This is a genomic window from Aquincola tertiaricarbonis (genome assembly GCF_023573145.1).
GTDB classification, from domain to species: Bacteria; Pseudomonadota; Gammaproteobacteria; order Burkholderiales; family Burkholderiaceae_C; genus Aquincola; species Aquincola tertiaricarbonis_B.
Genome location: NZ_CP097636.1, coordinates 2855272 through 2874853, shown reverse-complemented (window position 1 = coordinate 2874853; position 19582 = coordinate 2855272). Strand labels below are relative to the sequence as shown.

Sequence of the window (19582 nt, the reverse complement as noted above, 5' to 3'; positions counted from 1 at the left end):
CAAGCTCGCTGCGCTCGCTACCCCCCAAGGGGGCCGTCCAGCCCTTTGGGGCGGCCCGGCGGGGCTGGGACCTTGGCCGATCTTGGCGCCGTCGGTCCAGGCCTGGCCTGCCGGCGGCGCTTTGCCCTGAGCTTGCAGTCATGCCATTGAACATCGCCGTGCTGGGCGCCGGTGCCTGGGGCACGGCCCTGGCCGCCCAGGCCGCGCTGCGCCATCGTGTGCTGCTGTGGGGCCGTGATGCGGCCCAACTGGCCCAGATGGCCGCCAGCCGCCGCAACCAGCGTTACCTGCCAGACATCGAGCTGCCCGCCAGCCTGGGCTTTGAAGCCGACCTCGGCCGCTGCCTGTCGGCGGTGGGCGAAGAGGGCCTGGTCGTCATCGCCACGCCGATGGCCAGCCTGCGCGCGATGCTGCAGCAGATGCCGCCGCAGGCGCGGGTGCTGTGGCTGTGCAAGGGCTTCGAGGCCGAGACGGGCCTGCTCGGCCATGAGGTGGCGCAGGCGCTGCGGCCGGGGGCGCCTTCCGGCGTGCTGTCCGGCCCCAGCTTTGCCGAAGAGGTGGCCCGCGGCCAGCCCACGGCCCTGGTGGCCGCCAGCCTGGACGCCGCCTTGGGCGAGGCCATGGTGCAGGCCTTCCATAGCGACTCGCTGCGCGTCTACACCTCGGCCGATCCGGTGGGGGTGGAAGTGGGCGGCGCGGTGAAGAACGTGCTGGCCATCGCCACCGGCTTGTGCGACGGGCTGGCGCAATCGGGCGCGGCCGGCGCACCGGGCCTCAATGCCCGTGCGGCGTTGGTCACCCGCGGCCTGGCCGAAATGACGCGGCTGGGCGTGGCCCTGGGCGCGCGGCCCGACACCTTCATGGGCCTGTCGGGCCTGGGCGACCTGGTGCTCACCGCCACCGGGCACTTGTCGCGCAACCGCAAGGTGGGCCTGCTGCTGGCCGAAGGTCTGCCGCTGGACCGCATCTTGGCCGAACTGGGCCATGTGGCCGAGGGCGTGTACAGCGCCCGCACCGTGTGCCGGCGCGCGGCCGAGCTGGGCGTGGACATGCCCATCTCGCAAGCCGTGGTGGCGGTGCTGGAAGGCCAGCTGACGCCGCCGCAGGCGGTGGCGCGGCTGATGGCGCGGGAAGCGAAGGCCGAGCAGTTGGTCTGACCCTCCGGGCCGGTCGGGCCCGCGATGGGCAGGGGCGTCAGCCGCCCCCTGCGTAGCCGTTCTGCCGCCAGGCCTCGAACACGGCCACCGCCACCGCATTGCTCAGGTTGAGGCTGCGCTGACCCGGCCGCATCGGCAGCCGTACGCGCTGGGCGGGCGCGAAGCTCTCGCGCAGCGCGGGCGCCAGGCCGGCACTCTCGCTGCCGAACACCAGCCAGTCGCCGGGCTGCCAGGCCACGTCGCCGATCGGCCGGCTGCCATGGGTGGTGAAGGCGAAGCAGCGCGCCGGGTCGGGCTGCTGCGCCGCGACGAAGGCGGCCCAGCTGGCATGCCGCCGCACGTCGGCGTACTCGTGGTAGTCCAGGCCGGCGCGCTGCAGCAGCTTGTCCTCCATCGAAAAACCCAACGGCTCTACCAGGTGCAGCTCGCAGCCGGTGTTGGCGGCCAGGCGGATGACGTTGCCCGTGTTGGGCGGAATCTGCGGCTCGACGAGGACGATGCGGAACATGCCCCCATTGTCTCTGGGCGCGGGTGCTCCCAGCCAGCCGGCGCCGGGCCGCCCCAAGGCGGCTGGCGACCCTCTCGGAGGGTGGCGTCACGCGCAGCGTGGCGCCGGGTGCTCCATCTCACGAATCTGAAGGTGGTGGCGTGCGTGCGAAGGCCCAGACGTGGACAGACGCTGCGCCTGCCGCGAGCAGCGTGCGCGTGGCCTCGGCTGCGGTCGCGCCCGTCGTCACCACGTCGTCCACCAGCGCCAGGTGCCGGCTGCGCAGCGGGTGGCTGCGCTCGGGCGGCACGTGGAAGCAGCCTTGCACCGCGCGCTGCCGCGCCGCCTTGCCCAGGCCGGCCTGGTGGCCGCCGTCGGCCACCCGCCGCAGCAGGGCGTCGGCGCAGGGCAGGCCCAGCACCCGCGCCACACGCCGGGCCAGCTCGGCCGACTGGTTGAAACCCCGCTCGGCCAGGCGGGCGGGCGACAGCGGCATCGGCAGCACCAGGCGGGGCGTTGCGTCGTGCTCGGTGGCCTCCGCTTCTGCCTCCGCCACCGCCCGTGCCAGCAGCGCGGCCAGCGCGCCGGCCAGATCCAGGCCCTCCCGGTACTTGAAGCGGCCGATCAGCGCCTGCCAGGGAAAGCCGTAGTCGGCCACCACCACGGTGCGCGCAAACGGCGGTGGCTGGGCACTGCACTCGGCGCAGGTGTGCACGCCGGTGGGCACGCGCAGCCCGCAGGGGCCGCAGCGCGGCCGCCAGGCGGCAAAGCGGGCGGCGCATTCGGCACACACCCGTGAGCGCGCCCAGCCGTGGCACACGCCGCACAGCGTCGGCCAGCCACGCGCGGGCGGCGGGGCAGGGCGCACGGCCAGGCGGGGCTTCATCGCGTCAATATACTGACTCGTTCAACCGAAGCCGACATGTCCCAAGCCCTGCCGCATCAGGCCCCGCCGGCCGCCTCGACCGCCCGCGACCTGGATGCCGCCGCCGTGGGCCGGGTGCTCAACCGTTGGGCCGCCGCGCCCGAGGCACCCTGGCTGCATGCCGAAGTGGCCCGCCGCATGGCCGAGCGGCTGCCGGTCATCCGCAGCCAGCCCGAGACGGTGCTGCAGTGGTGGGCCCATGCTGGTGCCAGCGATGCCCTGCTGCGCCAGGCCTACCCCAAGGCCCGGCAGCTGCACGTGGAGCCCACGCCCGCGCTGCTGGCCCGCAGCACGCAGGCCCATGCCGCGCCGTGGTGGAGCGCTCGCCGCTGGGCCGGCCCCGGGGCCAGTGCGGTGCTGGCGTCCGAGCTGCCACCGGCGGCAGGCGGCCTGCTGTGGGCCAACATGGTGTTGCATGGCGCGGTCGATCCGCCCCAGCTGCTGGCCCAATGGCGCCGCGTGCTGGCGGTGGACGGCTTCCTGATGTTCTCGACGCTGGGGCCGGGCACGCTGCGCGAGCTGCATGCGCTGTATGCAGAGCTGGGCGCCGGCAGCCCGGGCGCGCCGCTGGTGGACATGCACGACATCGGCGACATGCTGGTGCATGCCGGCTTCGCCGACCCGGTGATGGACCAGGAGCAACTCACGCTGACCTGGGCCACGCCCGAAGCGCTGCTGGCCGAGCTGCGGCAGCTGGGCGGCAATGCCGACCCCGCACGCTGGCCCGGCCTGCGCACGCCGCGCTGGCACCGCCGGTTGCTGGAAGCGCTGGCGGCGCGTGCGGGCGCCGATGGCCGCATCGCGATGCGCTTCGAGGTGGTCTACGGCCACGCCTTCAATCCGCCGCCGCGGCCGGTGGTGGCGGCTCAGACTTCCGTGTCTTTGGACGATATGCGAAGCATGGTGCGTTCGGGTGGCCGACCGCCGAGAAAACACGGACCTGACACATCCCCCTGACAGCCTCACATTACTTCACGATCCCGCTAGAATCCCGCGGCCTTTCGTGTGCGGACGTCAATCCCTGAAGTACGCCACGCTGGCTTGCCGTACCGCCAGCCTCTTGCAAGCAATCGCCATGTCAGCCACCTTCGCTTCCAGCTCCTGGTCGGCCTCGCAGCTGCCGGTGGCGGGGCGTTCCCCGTGGCGTTGGGGCCAGGCGATGGAGATCGAAGGCAACCAGGCGCTGCAGTGGGTGCTGCGGCGCAACTGCTCCCTCACACCGCGCCAGATGCTGATCGCCTACCTGTCGGTATGCGTGATTTCCCTGGTCGTGGCCACTGGCTTCATGTGGCTCGGAGCGGGTATGGTGTTGGGCTTTGCCGGCCTGGAACTCCTGGTGTTCGGAATCGCGCTGCTGGTGCATGCCCGCCATGCCACCGACCGCGAGACGATCACCCTGCAGGGCGATGCCCTGAGCGTTGAAACCCGCTGCGGCAGCAGCGTGGAACGGATGGATTTTCGGTCGGCGTGGGTGCGCGTCGAACCGGTGCACGGAGAAGGGTCGCTGCTCGAGCTGTCGGGCCAGGGCCGCCGTGTGCGTGTGGGCCGCTATGTGAGGCCTGAATTGCGCGGGTCGCTGGCCCAGGAGCTGCGGCGCGCGCTGCGGACCGAGGGACGGCCGCACGACGGCGAGAACGATCTGGGAATGGAGCTCAAGTGACGATGAAGACGACGATCAAGCACCTCGGCCGATGGGGACAGCGGCTGGCAGGTGCCGCGGTGGCAGGCGCTGCGATGCTCGCCACGCATGCGGCCTGGGCACAGGTGAAGGACTTGCCGGGCGGCCCGGCGGTCAACCAGGTGAACCTGCACCCGCCGGTCACGCGCATCGCCGCCGAGCAGATGTGGCTTCACAACTTCGTGATGATCATCTGCGTGCTGATCTTCGTCGCGGTGTTCGGCGTCATGTTCTATTCGGTGTTCAAGCACCGCAAGTCGCGCGGCGCCAAGGCCGCCAACTTCCACGAAAGCGTGGCGGTGGAAGTGGCTTGGACGGTCGCGCCCTTCGTCATCGTCATCCTGATGGCGCTGCCGGCCACCAAGGTGGTGGTGGCGATGAAGGACACCACCAACGCCGACCTGACCATCAAGGCCACTGGCTACCAGTGGAAGTGGGGCTACGACTACCTCAAGGGCGAGGGTGAAGGCCTGGCCTTCCTGTCCACGCTGGACACCGCCCAGCGCGAAGCCTCCAACAGCGGCAACCCGCAGCCGGTCGACGACTACCTGCTGAAGGTCGACAACCCGCTGGTGGTGCCGGTGGACAAGAAGGTGCGTGTGATCACCACCGCCAACGACGTCATCCACGCCTTCATGGTGCCGGCCTTCGGCGTCAAGCAGGACGCGATCCCCGGCTTCGTGCGCGACACCTGGTTCCGTGCCGAGAAGGTGGGCGACTACTACGGCCAGTGCGCCGAGCTGTGCGGCAAGGAGCATGCGTACATGCCCATCCACGTGAAGGTGCTGTCGCAGGAAGACTATTCCAAGTGGGTCGAGACCAAGCGCAAGGAAGCTGCTGCGGCCGCCGACGACCCGAACAAGGAATGGAAGCTGGAAGAGCTGATCGCCCGCGGCGAGAAGGTGTACGCCGCCAACTGCGCGGCCTGCCACAAGCCCGATGGCACCGGCGCCGGCCCGATCAAAGCGCTGGTAGGTTCGCCCAAGGTGCTGGCCGACGACCACAACGTGCAGATCCAGGTGCTGCTGAACGGCCAGAACAATGGCGCGATGCCGGCCTGGAAGCAGCTGTCGGACACCGAGCTGGCGGCCGTGGCCACCTACACCAAGAACGCCTGGACCAACAAGACCGGGCAGATCGTTCAGCCCAAGGAAGTGCTTGCCGCCCGCGGCAAGTGATGGCCTGAGCCGACAGAACGAGGAAACACCATGAGCGCAGTTCTCGACCACCACGGCCACGCGGGCCACGACGACCACGCGCACGATCATCCGCACGGATGGCGGCGCTGGCTGTTTGCCACCAACCACAAGGACATCGGTACGCTGTACCTGCTGTTCAGCTTCACGATGCTGATGATCGGCGGCGTGCTCGCGCTGATGATCCGGCTGGAGCTGTTCCGCCCGGGCCTGCAGTTCTTCAATCCTGAACTGTTCAACCAGTTCACGACGATGCACGGCCTGATCATGGTGTTCGGCGCCATCATGCCGGCCTTCGTGGGCTTCGCGAACTGGATGATCCCGCTGCAGATCGGCGCCAGCGACATGGCCTTCGCGCGGATGAACAACTTCAGCTTCTGGCTGATGATTCCCGCGGCCATCATGCTGGTGGCGTCGTTCTTCATGCCCGGTGGCGCCCCCGCCGCCGGCTGGACGCTGTACGCGCCGCTGACGCTGCAGATGGGCCCTTCGATGGATGCCGGCATCTTCGCGATGCACATCCTGGGCGCGTCGTCCATCATGGGCTCAATCAACATCATCGTCACGGTGCTGAACATGCGCGCACCCGGCATGACGCTGATGAAGATGCCGCTGTTCTGCTGGACCTGGCTGATCACCGCCTACCTGCTGATCGCGGTGATGCCCGTGCTGGCCGGTGCCATCACGATGACGCTGACCGACCGCCACTTCGGCACGTCGTTCTTCAGCCCCGCCGGCGGCGGTGACCCGATCATGTACCAGCACATCTTCTGGTTCTTCGGGCACCCCGAGGTGTACATCATGATCCTGCCGGCCTTCGGCATCGTGAGCGCCATCATCCCGGCCTTCGCCCGCAAGCGCCTGTTCGGCTACACCTCGATGGTGTACGCCACCGCGTCCATCGCCATCCTGTCGTTCATCGTCTGGGCGCACCACATGTTCACCACCGGCATGCCGGTGACGGGCCAGCTGTTCTTCATGTACGCGACCATGCTGATCGCGGTGCCCACGGGCGTGAAGATATTCAACTGGGTGGCCACGATGTGGCGCGGCTCGATGACCTTCGAGACGCCGATGCTGTTCGCCGTGGGCTTCATCTTCGTGTTCACGATGGGCGGCTTCACCGGCCTCATCCTGTCGACCGCGCCGGTGGACATCCAGCTGCAGGACACCTACTACGTGGTGGCGCACTTCCACTACGTGTTGGTGGCCGGCTCGCTGTACGCGCTGTTCGCCGGCGTGTACTACTGGGGTCCCAAGTGGACGGGCGTGATGTACAGCGAGACCCGCGGCAAGATCCACTTCTGGCTGTCGCTGATCTTCTTCAACGTCACCTTCTTCCCGATGCACTTCCTGGGTTTGGCCGGCATGCCCCGCCGCTATGCCGACTACCCGATGCAGTTCGCCGACTTCAACATGATCGCGTCGATCGGCGCGCTCGGTTTCGGCCTGATGCAGGTGTACTTCTTCCTGTTCGTCGTGGTGCCGATGATGCGCGGCAAGGGCGAGCCGGCCCCGGCCAAGCCCTGGGAGGGTGCTGAAGGCCTGGAATGGGAACTGCCGTCGCCGGCCCCGTTCCACACCTTCGAGAACCCGCCCAAGCTGGACGCCACCGCCACCCGCATCGTCGGTTGAGCACACGATGACTGGAAGTACGCGTCAACAGGAGCAGCGCCGGGCCAACGTGCGCCTGGGGCTGATCCTGGCGTCGGTCGCCCTGATCTTCGCGCTGGGTTTCATCGCGCGCATGTGGCTGGTCGGGGGCTGAGCTTTGGCGCAGCCGCGGCGAGACCTCTCCAACACCGTGCGCGGGGACAACCTGCGCATGGTCGGCAAGCTGGCGGTCATCGCCGGGCTGATGTTCGGCTTCGGCTACGGCCTGGTGCCGATGTACCGCCACATCTGCGCGGCGCTCGGCATCAACGTGCTGTCGCTGACCGAGCGGCAGGCCACCTCGTACAACGCCGGCTCCGCCGGACGCACGGGCAAGGCCAACACGCAGGTCGACACCAGCCGCACGATCACCATCGAGTTCGACGCCAACGCGCGCGGCCCCTGGGAGTTCAAGCCGGCGATGCGTTCGCTGCAGGTGCACCCGGGCGAGCTGGCCACGGTGATGTACGACTTCAAGAACGTGCAGAACCGGGTGATGGCGGCGCAGGCCATCCCCAGCTATGCGCCCAAGCAGGCCACCGCGTACTTCAACAAGCTCGAGTGCTTCTGCTTCAACGAGTACACGCTGCAGCCGGGTGAGTCCAAGGCCTGGCCGGTGGTGTTCGTGATCGATCCCAAGCTGCCGAAGGACGTGACCACCATCACCTTGTCCTACACCTTCTTCGAGGTGCCGGGCAAGTCGTCGGCCGCGGCTGCGGCTGCGGCCGTGACGGTGAAGGAGCCGCGCTCTTGAGCCTGAAGGAAGCTGCCCGCCGCAAGGGCTCTTTCCTGCATGCGCTGCGCGCGGTGGCGTGGTCGTTCTTCGGGGTGCGCAAGAACAGCGAGTACGAAAAGGACGTGGGCCGCCTGAATCCGCTGCACGTCATCGTGGCCGGCCTGCTGGCTGCGGCGATGTTCGTGGTGGTTCTGGTTCTGCTGGTGAAATGGGTGGTGGGCAGCGGCGTGGCCGCCTGAACACCGCAAAAACGATCGTAGGTTCGAGGAGAGCGAGCATGTCGGCAGCGACACACCAAGGGGCAACGCCCTACTACTTCGTGCCGGGCCCTTCGCGGCATCCGGTGATGGCCGCCATCGGCCTGTTCTTCGTGATCCTGGGCGCCGGCCAGTGGATCAACGGCCATGGCTGGGGCGCGTATTCGCTGCTCTTTGGCCTGGTGTGGTGGGCGGTGATCCTGTTCCAGTGGTTCGGTGACGCCATCCGCGAAAGCGAAGGCGGCATGTACGGCTCGCGCATCGACGTGTCCTACCGCTGGAGCATGGCCTGGTTCATCTTCTCGGAGGTGATGTTCTTCGCCGCCTTCTTCGGCGCGCTGTACTGGGCCCGCGTGCACTCGGTGCCCAACCTGGGCAGCCTGCAGAACGCGCTGCTGTGGCCCGACTTCAAGGCCGTGTGGCCCAGCATGGCGCCGGGCGTCACCGCGTCGCCTGCCGGCACCGTGGAGCCGTTCAGCACCGTCGGTCCCTGGCCGCTGCCCACCATCAACACGGCGCTGCTGCTCACCTCGGGCGTCACGCTGACCATCGCCCACCATGCGTTGCTGGCCGGCCACCGTGCCAAGACCATCGTGTGGATGTGGGCCACCGTGCTGCTGGGCGCCATCTTCCTGGTGGTGCAGGGCTACGAATACCACCACGCCTACTCCGACCTGAACCTCAAGCTCAGCTCCGGCGTCTTCGGCTCCACCTTCTTCATGCTCACCGGCTTCCACGGCTTCCACGTGTTCGTCGGCATGCTGATGCTGCTGTTCATCACCCTGCGGCTGATGAAGGGCCACTTCACGCCCGAGCGCCACTTCGGCTTCGAAGGTGCCGCCTGGTACTGGCACTTCGTGGACGTGGTGTGGCTGGGCCTGTACGTCGTGGTCTACTGGATGTGATCCGGGCGGCGCAGGCCGCCCTCCAAGCCGTCCAGGCTCCCGATCAAGAGCGCCGCAAGGCGCTTTTTGTCATCTGGGAATGCCCGTCGGCTGGATCCAGCCCATCCAGTAGGAGAACAGGATGAACAGGAAGAGGGCGATCGACAGCCCCACCCGCACCGCCAGCGCACGCGCCATCCGGTTGTCGCGGCCCGGCGGCTGCCCGGGCCTGGGCTTTCGCAGCATGAACAGGCCGGCACTGCCCAGCGCCGCCAGGATGCCCAGCAGCACCACCGCCATGAGGATCTTCATGGGCGGAGATTGTGGCACCCGGGGCCTGACCGCCCTGGCAGGCGGGCGATGCTGAGCCCCGGCGCGCGGCGCATCGTCGTCACCCTTGCCGCCGTGGCGATGGCCGCGCTCACCTTCCGGCTGGGCCTGTGGCAGCTGGACCGTGCGCAGCAGAAGATCGACCTGCAGCAACGCATCGACCAGCGCGGCGTGATGCCGCCGCTGCGCACCGACGAGCTGGCCACCCACGCGGCCCAGGCCGACGCGCAATTCCATCGCCCGGTGCAGCTCACCGGCCGCTGGGTGCCGCAGGCCACCGTGTACCTGGACAACCGGCAGATGAACGGCCGCCCGGGCTTTTTCGTCGTCACGCCGCTGCAGCTGGCCGACGGCAGCGCGGTGGTGGTGCAGCGGGGCTGGCAGCCGCGTGACGCGATGGACCGCGCCCGCGTGGCCGAGGTGCCCACGCCGGCCGGCGAGGTGAGCTTGAGCGGCCGGGTGGCCCCGCCACCGGCCCGGTTGTACGAGTTCCAGGCGCCTGGCACGGAACGCATCCGGCAGAATCTGGATCTTGATGCCTATGCGCGCGAAACAGGCCTGCGCCTGCGCCCGCTGTCGGTCTGGCAGACCGGCGCCGCCTCCGAAGGCCTGGAACGCGATTGGCCGAAACCGGCCATCGATGTCGCAAGACACCAGGGTTACGCCTTTCAATGGTTTGCACTGAGCGCGCTCGTCGCGGGTTTGTATGTCTGGTTCCAACTCATCCGTCCCTGGCGGCAAGGCGGTCGGCGTGGCGGGTGATCCGCTGAGCTTCACCGTCCATTCCATGCCCGACCCGGGTGCGGCCGTGGCGGACGCCCAGTCGCAGCGGCGCACCGCGCTCGGCCGGCTGAAGATGCTGCTGGTGCTGGCCGTGTGCGCCTCGCCGGTCATCGCTTCGTACTTCACCTATTTCGTGATCCGGCCGCAGGGCCGCACCAACTACAGCGCGCTGATCGACCCGGTGCGTGAGCTGCCGGCCGCGCTGCCGCTGACCGACCTGCAGGGCCAGCCGGTGGCGGCCAGCTCGCTCAAGGGCCAGTGGCTGCTGGTCACGGCGGTGGACGGCCCCTGCGACGAGGCCTGCGAGCGGCGCCTCTTCATGCAGCGCCAGCTGCGCGAGATGATGGGCCGCGACCGCGACCGCATCGACAAGGTGGTGCTGTTCACCGACCAGGCGCCGCTGCCGCCCGCGCTGCTGGCCGCGCTCACCACCACGCCCGCGGCCACCGTGCTGCGGGTGCCGGCGCAGGCACTGGCCGGCTGGCTGGCGCCTGAATCCGGCCAGCGGCTGGATGCGCACCTGTACGTGGTCGACCCCATGGGCAACTGGATGATGCGCGCCCCGACGGAGCCCGACCCCGCCAAGCTCAAGAAAGACCTGGAACGGCTGCTGCGCGGCTCGGCCAGCTGGGACCAGGCAGGACGGTGAAGGCATGACGGACTTGGTGGATTGGTCTCCGGTGCTGCACCTGGCGCTGCTGGGCGTGGTGCTGGCCGCGGGCCCGCTGACCTGGGTGTGGAGCCGCCACCGCGGCGGCTCCTCGGCGCAGCGGCTGCGTGCACTCACGCTGCTGACGCTGTTCTTTACCTTCGACCTGATCGTGATCGGCGCCACCACGCGCCTGACCGATTCGGGCCTGGGCTGCCCCGACTGGCCCGGCTGCTACGGCAGCGCCAGCCCGCTGGGCGCGCGCGAGGAGATCCATGCCGCGCAAACCGCCATGCCCACCGGCCCGGTGACCCACGGCAAGGCCTGGATGGAGATGGTGCACCGCTACTTCGCGATGGCGGTGGGTGTGCTCATCACCGTGATCGCCGCGATGAGCTGGCGCGCGCGGCGGCGCGAGCATGGCCAGGGGCCGTCGCCGTGGTGGGCCACGCTCACGCTGGTGGCGGTGTGTCTGCAGGGTGCCTTCGGTGCGCTCACGGTCACGATGAAGCTGTACCCGGCCATCGTCACGCTGCACCTGCTGTTCGGCCTGGGCCTGCTGGCGCTGCTGGCGGTGCAGGCCGAGGCCTTCGTGCCGCGCCCGGTGCGGCTGTCGCGCACCTTGCAGTGGGGTGTGGTGGCCGTGGCCGTGCTCAGCGTGGTGCAGATCGCGCTGGGTGGCTGGGTGAGCACCAATTACGCGGTGCTGGCCTGCCGCGACTTTCCCACCTGCCAGGGCAGCTGGTGGCCGACGATGGACTTCGGCCACGCCTTCACCTTCCGCCGCGAGCTGGGGGAAACCGCCAGCGGCGGCTACCTGCCGTTTGCTGCGCTCACCGCCATCCACATGACGCACCGGCTGATGGCCGTGGTGGTGCTGCTGGCGCTGGGCCTGCTGGCCTGGCGGCTGGCCGCCAGCGGCGATGCCAGCGCCCGCCGTTTTGCCGGCGGCCTGCTGGGCGTGGCCGCCTGGCAGCTGGCCAGCGGCCTGTCCAACGTGGTGCTGGGCTGGCCCATCCTGGCTGCGGTGGCCCACACCGCCGGTGCCGCGATGCTGGTGCTGCTGCTCAGCCGCCTGATCGCACGCAGCCTGCAAAGGCCCGTGGCCGCCCCCGCGGCCAGCCCCCATGGCACCGCCGCGGCGATGGCTTGAGGCGGCTTTCTACAATCCGGTCTTCCATGTCTGCCTCGTCGCCCACCGCACCGGCCGTTGCGCCGCCCGCCCGGCCCGCCTCGCGCGTTCGCCAGTTCTATGCCCTGACCAAGCCGCGGGTGGTGCAGCTCATCGTGTTCTGCGCGGTGATCGGCATGCTGCTGGCCGTGCCGGGCCTGCCCGACCTGCGCGTGGTGCTGGCGGCCACCGCCGGCATCTGGCTGGTGGCCGGCGCCGCCGCCGCCTTCAACTGCGTGGTCGAGCAGCACATCGACGCCAAGATGGCCCGCACCGCCTGGCGGCCAACGGCCAAGGGCGAGCTCACCAACACCCAGACGCTGCTGTTCTCGGCCGTGCTGTGCACCCTGGGCGGCGCGCTGCTGTACTTCCTGGTCAACCCGCTGACGATGTGGCTGACGCTGGCCACCTTCGTGGGCTACGCGGTCATCTACACCGTGGTGCTGAAGCCGCTGACGCCGCAGAACATCGTCATCGGCGGTGCCTCGGGCGCCATGCCGCCGCTGCTGGGCTGGGCCGCGGTGCGCGGCGACGTGGGCGCCGAGGCGTGGATGCTGGTGCTCATCATCTTCCTGTGGACGCCGCCGCACTTCTGGGCGCTGGCGCTTTACAGGGTGGAGGACTACGCCCGTGCCGGCCTGCCGATGCTGCCCGTGACCCACGGCGCCGAATTCACCCGGCTGCAGGTGCTGCTGTACACGCTGGTGCTGTTCCCGGCCACGCTGCTGCCCTACCTGTACGGCATGAGCGGGCTGATCTACCTGCTGTCGGCCACGGTGCTGGGGCTGATGTTCATCGGCTACGGCTTCCGCCTGTGGCGCCACTACAGCGACGCGCTGGCGCGCCGCACCTTCCGTTTCTCCATCCTGCACCTGTCGCTGCTCTTCGCCGCGCTGCTGCTGGACCACTACCTGGGCCCATGGCTGTCGATCTGATGTTCTCCCGTCGTTCCTGTCTGGCCGCTGTGGCGGCGGCGGCGCTGCTGCTGGCCGGCTGCGACAAGACCCCGTCCCAGCCCAAGGTCGCCTTCAGCGGCGTGGACATCACCGGCGCCGACTATGCGCGCAAGCTCGGCCTGAAGGACCCGGACGGCAAGGTGCGTTCGCTGGACGAGTTCAAGGGCAAGGTGGTGGTGGTGTTCTTCGGCTTCACCCAGTGCCCGGACGTGTGCCCCACCACGATGGCCGAGCTGGCCGAGGTCAAGCGCTCGCTGGGTGCGGACGGCGACAAGGTGCAGGGCATCTTCGTCAGCGTGGACCCGGAGCGCGACACGCCCGAGCTGCTGAAGGCCTACGTGACCAACTTCGACCCCAGCTTCGTCGCGCTGCGCGGCACGCCGGAAGAAACCAAGGCCGCCGCGCGCGAGTTCAAGGTGTTCTACAACAAGGTGCCGGGCAAGACCGAGGGCTCGTACTCGGTGGACCACACGGCTGGTTCCTACCTGTTCGATCCGCAGGGCAAGGTGCGGCTGTTCACGCGCTATGGCTCGGGCGCGCAGGCACTGGCTTCGGACATCAAGGCCTTGCTGAACGGCGCCTGAAGCCCGCCCCCGCGGTGGGGCTGGACCCCCATGAAGAACGGCCCCCGCAGGGGCCGTTTCACGTGCAGTGCCCGGCGGTCAGCCCGCCACCGGCTCCAGCGCCTTGCGCATCTTCTTCATCGCCGCCACCTCGATCTGGCGGATGCGCTCGGCGCTGACGCCGTACTCGGCCGCCAGCTCATGCAGCGTCATGCCGCCGGTGGTGTCGTCGTTCACCTTCAGCCAGCGCTCTTCCACGATGCGGCGGCTGCGCGGATCCAGCACTTCCAGCGCACGGCCGATGCCGTCGCCGGACAGCTCGTCGCGGCGGCGGTTTTCCAGCACGCGGGTCGGCTCCTGGCTGTCGTCGGCCAGGTAGGCGATGGGCGCGTAGCTCTCTTCGCCGTCGTCGGAGTTCTGCGGCTCCAGCGCCACGTCGCCACCGGACAGGCGGGTCTCCATCTCCAGCACTTCCTCGGGCTTGACGTTCAGCGCCTCGGCCACCGACGCCACTTCGGCGCTGGTGAGCGTGCTGCGGTGGGTGTCGCCGTCGGCCGCGTCGCTCTTCAGGCCCTGCTTCATCGAGCGCAGGTTGAAGAACAGCTTGCGCTGGGCCTTGGTGGTGGCCACCTTCACCATGCGCCAGTTGCGCAGGATGTACTCGTGGATCTCCGCCTTGATCCAGTGCATCGCGTAGCTGACCAGGCGCACGCCCTGGTCCGGGTCGAAGCGCTTGACGGCCTTCATCAGGCCGACGTTGCCTTCCTGGATCAGGTCGGATTGCGGCAGGCCGTAGCCCAGGTACTGGCGCGACAGCGACACCACCAGGCGCAGGTGGCTCATCACCAGGCGGCCGGCGCTTTCCACGTCGGCTTCGTCGCGCAGCTTGCGCGCGTAGCGGGTTTCTTCTTCCTGCGTGAGCAGGGGAATGCGGTTCACCGCCGAGATATAGGCGTCGAGGTTGCCGATCGGCGGCACCAACGCCCACGGGTCACGCACGGCGATCGCAGAGGCAGTGGTAGAAGTCATGGTTCCTCAGACAGGGTGTTCCGCAGAAGGTTCCAGGATATTAGCACTCACCCCGGGAGAGTGCTGACGGCACTGGCTATCCGCGCGATAGTGGGACCAGCCTTCACAAAAATAAACGATTGTGGCGATAGCGTGCGCTCACATTAAGCCTCGATGGCGGTGGTGGAAGCGGCCGTCGCCGGCTCGCGGCGCAGCTTGTTCATCAGCGACGAGGCCGCAGTGGCGTGGGCGGTGGTGCTGCTGGCGGCGCCTTCACCGTCCAGCCGGAAGGTGGCCACCACCGCCGCCAGCGCCTCGGCCTGCGCCTTCAGCGATTCGGCCGCCGCGGCCGACTCTTCCACCAGCGCGGCGTTCTGCTGCGTCACTTGGTCGAGCTGGGTGATGGCACCGCTGATCTGGGCCAGGTCCTGGCTCTGCGTGCCGCTGACCGCCGTGATGCCGCCGATCATGTCGCGCACCTGCTGCACGCTGGCGACGATCTCGCCCATGGTGCCCCCGGCGTCGTTGACCAGGCGCGCACCGGCGTCCACCCGATCCACGCTGGCGCCGATCAGCGTCTTGATCTCGCGCGCCGCCTCGGCACTGCGCTGCGCCAGGCTGCGCACCTCGCCGGCCACCACGGCAAAGCCGCGACCCTGTTCGCCGGCCCGGGCCGCCTCGACCGCGGCATTCAGCGCCAGGATGTTGGTCTGGAAGGCGATGCCGTCGATGGTGGCGATGATGTCGGCGATGCGCTGCGAGCTGGCGTGGATGTCGTTCATCGTGGCCACCACGTCGCCCACCACCGAGCCGCCGCGCTGCGCCACCGCCGAGGCGCTGCCGGCCAGCTGGTTGGCGGTGTCGGCCGATTCGGCCGAGTGGCGCACCTTGGCGCTCAGCTCCTCCATCGCCGAGGCGGTGCTTTGCAGGTGCTTGGCGGCCTGTTCGGTGCGGTGGCTCAGGTCGAGGTTGCCGCTGGCCACCTCGCGGGAGGCGGCCTCGATGCTGGCCGACGAGGCCCGCACCTGACCCACGACACGGCCCAGCGCCTGCTGCATCGCGGCCAGACCCTGCAGCAGGCGGGCGGGCTCGTCGCTGCCGCGGGTGTCGATGTGGCTGGTGAGGTCGCCGTCGGCGATGCGGCGGGTGACCAGCACCGCGCGGTCCAGCGGGCCGCACACCGAGCGCAGCGTGGCCACCATCAGCGGCAGCACCACCAGCAGCGTGGCCACCACCAGCGCCAGTCGCGCCCAGGCGGCCGTGGCGGCGTCATCGGCCATCTCGGCGCGCAGGCTGTCGGCGTGCGCATGCTGGGCCTTCAGCAGCGCGCCGGTGTTGGCCTGCAGCGCTTCCAGCGTGTCGTTGGCGCGTTGCGCATAGGCCAGGCCGGCCGAGGCGTCCATCTTCGCCTCCTTCAGCTGCACCGCGATCGGCTCGATCGTGGCCGCGTACTCGCCCAGCAGCTTGTTCTGGGTGGCCACCAGCTCGGCCAGCTGCGGGTTGCCCGGGTTGTCGCTCACCAGCTGGGCGCCGGCGGTCTTCAGGCGTTCCAGCTGCTTTTTCCACTGCAGGTGCAGCGGTTCCACTTCCGTGGAGTTGGAGACGGCGGTGGCGATCATCGCGGCTTCGTAGCGGCGCAGGGCCGAGAGCGACTCGCGCAGGTCACCCACCTGGTCGGAGGCGGCCATGGCCTGGTCGAACAGCCGGGCGGCCGGGCCGTTGGTGGTTCGGCTGTCCAGCAGGCTCCAGGCGCCCAGAACGACGAGGGACAGGCTGACGAGGCCCATCACGAGATAGAAGCGGGTTCGAACGGACAGGGTGCGCACTTGGCGGATCACGACAGACTGCTCCTGGATGACGATGACTGACCCCTGGGCCGGGTAGGCCGCAGCGGTGGCATCCATCGGTTTCGGCGCGTCGTGCCCGCTTCTGTAATCCGCACTTGTGCGGTGCGGCATGCACCTATCCGAAGCGCGTGTCCTGCGCCTGCAGCTGCTCGTCCAGCACGGCCAGGATCTCCCCCACGTTGACCGGCTTGGTGAGGTATTGCGCCGCTCCCGCGGCCATGGCTTCGCGGATGCGCGCCGATGTGGCGTCGGCCGACACCACCACCACCGGGATGTCGGCGGTGCTGTCGTCGGCCTTCAGGTGGCGCAGCAGTTCGAGGCCGTCGATGTCGGGCAGGTGCATGTCCAGCAGCACCAGGCTGGGGCGCTCCACGCGGATGGCCGCCAGGCCGTCGAGGCCGGTGCTGGAGATCTCCAGCTGGATCTGCGGCCGCTGCGCCAGGATGCCGCGCATCACCTCGGCATTGGTGTCGTTGTCTTCCACGTAGTGCACGATGCGGCGGCGGTACGAGGCTTCAGCCAGCTTGCCGTCCTCGGCCAGCAGCGGCGGCGCCGCGCCGGCCCGGCCGCGCGGCAGCCGCAGCACGAAGGTGGAGCCCTGGCCTTCCACGCTGCGCGCGCGCAGGGTGCCGCCCATCAGCTCGGCCAGGCGCTGGCTGATCACCAGGCCGATGCCGGTGCCTTCTTCGCCCGAGGTCTCGCGCCCCAGCCGGTTGAAGGGCTGGAACAGCTCGGCCAGCTGGTGCTCGTTCATGCCCAGGCCGGTGTCGCTGACCTCGATCTGCACGGTCTGCGCATCGGTCAGCTGCGTGGCGATGGTGACGCGCCCGCCCTGCTGGTTGTACTTGATGGCGTTGGACAGCAGGTTGGTCATGATCTGCTTGACCCGCGTGAGGTCGCCCACCACCGAGGTGGCCTCGGGGTCCAGCTGCTCGCGCACCGTGACGCCTCGGCGCAGCGCGTTGTGCTCCAGCAGCGAGCGGGTGGCGCGCAGCAGCTCGGGCACGTCCAGCGTCTCGGTCTGCAGCTTCAGCGTGCCGGACTCGATGCGCGACAGGTCCAGCGTGTCGTTGATCATGTGCAGCAGGTGCCAGCCGGACTGCTGGATCTGCGTGGTCCATTCGGTCTGGTGCGTGGCCAGCGGCTGCTGGCGGTCCAGCTCCAGCAGCTGCGCGAAGCCCAGCATCGCGTTGAGCGGCGTGCGCAGCTCATGGCTCATGCGCGAGAGGAAGTCGCTCTTGGCGCGGTTGGCGGCTTCGGCGCTTTCGCGGGCGCGCTCGGCTTCCTGCAGCCGCAGGTGCTCGGTGATGTCTTCCACCACGCCCACCAGCCGGTGCGGAGCACCGGCGCCATCGCGCAGCACCGTGATCACCACCGACACCCACACCACCCGCTGGTCGCGGGTGATGCAGCGCTTCTGGCGGCGCACCATCGGCATTTCGCCGCGCACCAGCCGGCGGTTCAGCTCCAGGTCGAAGGCGCGGTCGTCGGGGTGGGTCAGCAGCGCGGCGTCCATGCCGGCCAGCTCTTCGGCGCCATAGCCCGTCATCTCGCGCAGGCGCGGGTTGGACTCGCGGATGCGGCCGTCCAGGTCGGTGTAGATCACGCCGATCGGCACGTGGTCCAGCATGTTGCGAAAGCGCTGCTCACTCTCGCGCAGCGCGGCTTCGGTGCGCTTGCGTTCGGCCACCTCGCGCACCAGGTCGGCGGTGCGCTCGTTCACCGCCAGCTCGATGCGGCGCGCGCGGCCCGTCATGGTGAGCAGCAGCGCGCCCACCATCGCGGTGGCCAGCAGGCCCACGATGGAGAACGGCCAGGCATTGCCCAGCGGCACCTCGTCGGCGGCCACGCCCGGCCGGGCCCGCACGCGGATTTCCCACTGGCGGCCGGCGAAGGTGATGGGCCGCACGTGCACGGGCCGGCGCTTGGTGGCCGGCCGCTCGCAACCCGCTTCGCCGCCCAGGCGGGGCAGGTCCGCACCGACGGTCTTGTCGACGATGCACAGGCTCAGCGGCGTGGTCAGCGAGGCCTCCACCGCACGCACCTGGTCTTCCAGGCTCACCGTGACGAAGACGGCGCCGCGCAGGGCGGTGATGCGATCGGCGGCGTAGACCGGCTCGCCGTGGTACACGGCCTGGTACACCACGATGCCGGTGCCGCCTTGCGTCAGGTTGAAGCCGGGCGACGCCACCGGCAGGCCACTGCGGGTGCTGGCGTCGATGGCCTCGTGCGCCGCGGGTATCGACAGCACGTTGACGCCCAGCGCGGCGGCGTTGGGGGCCTCCGGCTCGATGAAGCGCATGGCGATCACGTCGGGCCGGGTGGCCGCGTCGGTGGGGCCCGCGTCCGTGCGGTCGAACACGTGGTAGCCGGGCATGCCTTCGGCCTGCACCTGGGCCTCGAAGCTCGGCAGATCAGTGCGCAGCACCCGCTGGTGCCAGCCCAGCGCCTCCACCCCCAGCACCGGCAGCAGCCAGGCGGCCGTGGCGCGCTTGAATTCCGCCCGCGTCACGTCGTCGGAGGCCATGAACACGCCGTGCACCGCCTCCAGCGCGCGCAGCGGCTCGCGCAGCCGGGCCTGCATCGCACTGGAAGCGCTGGAGGCCTCACGCTCGAAGGTGGCGCGTTCGCGGTCTTCGTCCAGCTGCACCATCTGCTGGATGCCCAGGGCCATCAGCACGGTGACCACCAGCAGCGGCAGGCCGACGGTCAGCCGCCGCGCGCGCCATTCGGGTGCCGGGCGGCCGATCAGCGTCATCGCGATCGGCGCGCCCACCAGGGTGCCCAGCGTGTCGCCGGCCATCCAGGTCCACCAGGTGATGAAGCGCATGCCCGCCGGCAGGATGCCTACCGCGGTGAGGGACATCACCGCCACGCTGGCGCTGATCAGGCAGCTGAGCGCAGCCAGCAGGTAAAAGCGCAGCAGGTCGCGCGGCTCGGCCAGCAAGGTGGGCTGGCGCACGAAGCGGCGCACCAGCGCGGCGCCGACCACGGCCTGCAGCATCGCGCCGGCGCCGGCGCAGGCCGGCATCAACAGCGCGCCCGCGGACCAGCCGGCCTTGGGCCAGCTGAGGTAGAGGTTGATGCAGGCCGAGCCCAGGGCCACCGCCAGCGCGGCGGGCCGGCCCCAGGACAGCACCGCCACCAGCGCCAGGCCGGCGGCCGGGTACAGCGGCGAGGCAAAGCTGGGCGGGATGGACACCAGCATGCCCAGTGCCCCGGTGGCGACGTAGGCCGCCAGCGTCAGCAGTGCGTGGAGCGCCCAGCCGTCTGCCCGGGACTGCGGCAAGGACATGGGCGCG

20 protein-coding genes are annotated in these 19582 nt (G+C 69.6%); 14 read left to right on the top strand and 6 right to left on the bottom strand.

Annotation, left to right across the window (positions count from 1 at the left end; all coding sequences use genetic code 11):
• Positions 1 to 146: 146 nt before the first annotated feature.
• Entirely contained in the window at positions 147 to 1157 is a 1011-nt protein-coding gene (locus MW290_RS27615) for an NAD(P)H-dependent glycerol-3-phosphate dehydrogenase (RefSeq protein ID WP_250200116.1), read from the top strand.
• Positions 1158 to 1194: 37 nt separating this feature from the next.
• On the opposite strand, the gene MW290_RS27610 is transcribed toward MW290_RS27615, so the two are convergent.
• Positions 1195 to 1665, bottom strand: coding sequence for a tRNA (cytidine(34)-2'-O)-methyltransferase (locus MW290_RS27610; RefSeq protein WP_250197565.1), 471 nt, complete (start codon positions 1663 to 1665; stop codon positions 1195 to 1197).
• 118 nt (positions 1666 to 1783) lie between these two features.
• Entirely contained in the window at positions 1784 to 2530 is a 747-nt protein-coding gene (locus MW290_RS27605; protein ID WP_250197564.1) for a ComF family protein, read from the bottom strand.
• Positions 2531 to 2566: 36 nt separating this feature from the next.
• Here MW290_RS27605 and MW290_RS27600 point away from each other — a divergent pair, with 36 nt between their 5' ends.
• The 8 genes from MW290_RS27600 to MW290_RS27565 all read left to right on the top strand — a co-directional run bounded on the left by MW290_RS27600 (position 2567) and on the right by MW290_RS27565 (position 8994).
• Positions 2567 to 3526: a class I SAM-dependent methyltransferase gene (locus tag MW290_RS27600; RefSeq protein ID WP_250197563.1), complete on the top strand. Its 960-nt coding sequence runs from the start codon at positions 2567 to 2569 to the stop codon at positions 3524 to 3526.
• 118 nt (positions 3527 to 3644) lie between these two features.
• Positions 3645 to 4229 (top strand): DUF2244 domain-containing protein, encoded by a 585-nt coding sequence (locus MW290_RS27595; RefSeq protein ID WP_250197562.1) that lies wholly within the window; start codon positions 3645 to 3647, stop codon positions 4227 to 4229.
• Positions 4230 to 4231: 2 nt separating this feature from the next.
• Positions 4232 to 5425, top strand: a complete 1194-nt coding sequence (gene coxB / locus MW290_RS27590; RefSeq protein WP_250197561.1) for a cytochrome c oxidase subunit II — start codon at positions 4232 to 4234, stop codon at positions 5423 to 5425.
• Between the two features lie 30 nt (positions 5426 to 5455).
• On the top strand, positions 5456 to 7078 hold the full coding sequence (ctaD, locus tag MW290_RS27585) for a cytochrome c oxidase subunit I (RefSeq protein ID WP_250197560.1): 1623 nt from the start codon (positions 5456 to 5458) through the stop codon (positions 7076 to 7078).
• Positions 7079 to 7085: 7 nt separating this feature from the next.
• Positions 7086 to 7211 (top strand): cytochrome oxidase small assembly protein, encoded by a 126-nt coding sequence (locus MW290_RS27580; RefSeq protein ID WP_250197559.1) that lies wholly within the window; start codon positions 7086 to 7088, stop codon positions 7209 to 7211.
• 3 nt (positions 7212 to 7214) lie between these two features.
• Positions 7215 to 7850 (top strand): cytochrome c oxidase assembly protein, encoded by a 636-nt coding sequence (locus MW290_RS27575; protein ID WP_259373484.1) that lies wholly within the window; start codon positions 7215 to 7217, stop codon positions 7848 to 7850.
• A complete protein-coding gene (locus MW290_RS27570) occupies positions 7847 to 8071 on the top strand; it encodes a DUF2970 domain-containing protein (RefSeq protein ID WP_250197557.1) in 225 nt (74 codons plus the stop codon). The genes MW290_RS27575 and MW290_RS27570 overlap by 4 nt, the downstream gene beginning before the upstream one ends.
• A gap of 38 nt (positions 8072 to 8109) precedes the next feature.
• Positions 8110 to 8994, top strand: coding sequence for a cytochrome c oxidase subunit 3 (locus tag MW290_RS27565; RefSeq protein ID WP_250197556.1), 885 nt, complete (start codon positions 8110 to 8112; stop codon positions 8992 to 8994).
• Between the two features lie 69 nt (positions 8995 to 9063).
• On the opposite strand, the gene MW290_RS27560 is transcribed toward MW290_RS27565, so the two are convergent.
• Complete coding sequence (locus MW290_RS27560; RefSeq protein ID WP_250197555.1) at positions 9064 to 9285, bottom strand: twin transmembrane helix small protein; 222 nt, start codon at positions 9283 to 9285, stop codon at positions 9064 to 9066.
• 48 nt (positions 9286 to 9333) lie between these two features.
• Here MW290_RS27560 and MW290_RS27555 point away from each other — a divergent pair, with 48 nt between their 5' ends.
• The 5 genes from MW290_RS27555 to MW290_RS27535 are packed head-to-tail and all read left to right on the top strand — an operon-like array spanning position 9334 to position 13446.
• Positions 9334 to 10065: an SURF1 family protein gene (locus MW290_RS27555; RefSeq protein WP_250197554.1), complete on the top strand. Its 732-nt coding sequence runs from the start codon at positions 9334 to 9336 to the stop codon at positions 10063 to 10065.
• Positions 10010 to 10735: a redox-active disulfide-containing membrane protein gene (locus MW290_RS27550; RefSeq protein ID WP_250197553.1), complete on the top strand. Its 726-nt coding sequence runs from the start codon at positions 10010 to 10012 to the stop codon at positions 10733 to 10735. Before MW290_RS27555 ends, MW290_RS27550 begins: the two co-directional genes overlap by 56 nt.
• 4 nt (positions 10736 to 10739) lie before the next feature.
• Entirely contained in the window at positions 10740 to 11888 is a 1149-nt protein-coding gene (locus MW290_RS27545) for a COX15/CtaA family protein (RefSeq protein WP_250197552.1), read from the top strand.
• 26 nt (positions 11889 to 11914) lie between these two features.
• Positions 11915 to 12841 (top strand): heme o synthase, encoded by a 927-nt coding sequence (cyoE, locus tag MW290_RS27540; RefSeq protein ID WP_250197551.1) that lies wholly within the window; start codon positions 11915 to 11917, stop codon positions 12839 to 12841.
• Complete coding sequence (locus MW290_RS27535; RefSeq protein WP_250197550.1) at positions 12826 to 13446, top strand: SCO family protein; 621 nt, start codon at positions 12826 to 12828, stop codon at positions 13444 to 13446. The genes cyoE and MW290_RS27535 overlap by 16 nt, the downstream gene beginning before the upstream one ends.
• Positions 13447 to 13524: 78 nt before the next feature.
• On the opposite strand, the gene rpoH is transcribed toward MW290_RS27535, so the two are convergent.
• From rpoH to MW290_RS27520, 3 genes are all read right to left on the bottom strand, one after another.
• Positions 13525 to 14454, bottom strand: a complete 930-nt coding sequence (gene rpoH / locus MW290_RS27530; RefSeq protein ID WP_250197549.1) for an RNA polymerase sigma factor RpoH — start codon at positions 14452 to 14454, stop codon at positions 13525 to 13527.
• Between the two features lie 143 nt (positions 14455 to 14597).
• Entirely contained in the window at positions 14598 to 16337 is a 1740-nt protein-coding gene (locus tag MW290_RS27525; RefSeq protein ID WP_250197548.1) for a methyl-accepting chemotaxis protein, read from the bottom strand.
• Positions 16338 to 16395: 58 nt separating this feature from the next.
• On the bottom strand, positions 16396 to 19575 hold the full coding sequence (locus MW290_RS27520) for a CHASE domain-containing protein (protein WP_250197547.1): 3180 nt from the start codon (positions 19573 to 19575) through the stop codon (positions 16396 to 16398).
• Between the last annotated feature and the right edge of the window lie 7 nt (positions 19576 to 19582).

Excerpts from the sequence above, each read along its gene's own strand:
- MW290_RS27605 (WP_250197564.1), bottom strand. The coding sequence starts at position 2,530 with ATGAAGCCCCGCCTGGCCGTGCGCCCTGCCCCGCCGCCCGCGCGTGGC.
- ctaD (WP_250197560.1), top strand. The coding sequence starts at position 5,456 with ATGAGCGCAGTTCTCGACCACCACGGCCACGCGGGCCACGACGACCAC.
- MW290_RS27550 (WP_250197553.1), top strand. The coding sequence starts at position 10,010 with ATGTCTGGTTCCAACTCATCCGTCCCTGGCGGCAAGGCGGTCGGCGTG.
- MW290_RS27555 (WP_250197554.1), top strand. The coding sequence starts at position 9,334 with ATGCTGAGCCCCGGCGCGCGGCGCATCGTCGTCACCCTTGCCGCCGTG.
- MW290_RS27600 (WP_250197563.1), top strand. The coding sequence starts at position 2,567 with ATGTCCCAAGCCCTGCCGCATCAGGCCCCGCCGGCCGCCTCGACCGCC.
- MW290_RS27595 (WP_250197562.1), top strand. The coding sequence starts at position 3,645 with ATGTCAGCCACCTTCGCTTCCAGCTCCTGGTCGGCCTCGCAGCTGCCG.
- MW290_RS27565 (WP_250197556.1), top strand. The coding sequence starts at position 8,110 with ATGTCGGCAGCGACACACCAAGGGGCAACGCCCTACTACTTCGTGCCG.
- MW290_RS27535 (WP_250197550.1), top strand. The coding sequence starts at position 12,826 with ATGGCTGTCGATCTGATGTTCTCCCGTCGTTCCTGTCTGGCCGCTGTG.
- MW290_RS27580 (WP_250197559.1), top strand. The coding sequence starts at position 7,086 with ATGACTGGAAGTACGCGTCAACAGGAGCAGCGCCGGGCCAACGTGCGC.
- rpoH (WP_250197549.1), bottom strand. The coding sequence starts at position 14,454 with ATGACTTCTACCACTGCCTCTGCGATCGCCGTGCGTGACCCGTGGGCG.
- MW290_RS27560 (WP_250197555.1), bottom strand. The coding sequence starts at position 9,285 with ATGAAGATCCTCATGGCGGTGGTGCTGCTGGGCATCCTGGCGGCGCTG.
- MW290_RS27525 (WP_250197548.1), bottom strand. The coding sequence starts at position 16,337 with ATGGATGCCACCGCTGCGGCCTACCCGGCCCAGGGGTCAGTCATCGTC.
- coxB (WP_250197561.1), top strand. The coding sequence starts at position 4,232 with ATGAAGACGACGATCAAGCACCTCGGCCGATGGGGACAGCGGCTGGCA.
- cyoE (WP_250197551.1), top strand. The coding sequence starts at position 11,915 with ATGTCTGCCTCGTCGCCCACCGCACCGGCCGTTGCGCCGCCCGCCCGG.
- MW290_RS27545 (WP_250197552.1), top strand. The coding sequence starts at position 10,740 with ATGACGGACTTGGTGGATTGGTCTCCGGTGCTGCACCTGGCGCTGCTG.
- MW290_RS27520 (WP_250197547.1), bottom strand. The coding sequence starts at position 19,575 with ATGTCCTTGCCGCAGTCCCGGGCAGACGGCTGGGCGCTCCACGCACTG.
- MW290_RS27610 (WP_250197565.1), bottom strand. The coding sequence starts at position 1,665 with ATGTTCCGCATCGTCCTCGTCGAGCCGCAGATTCCGCCCAACACGGGC.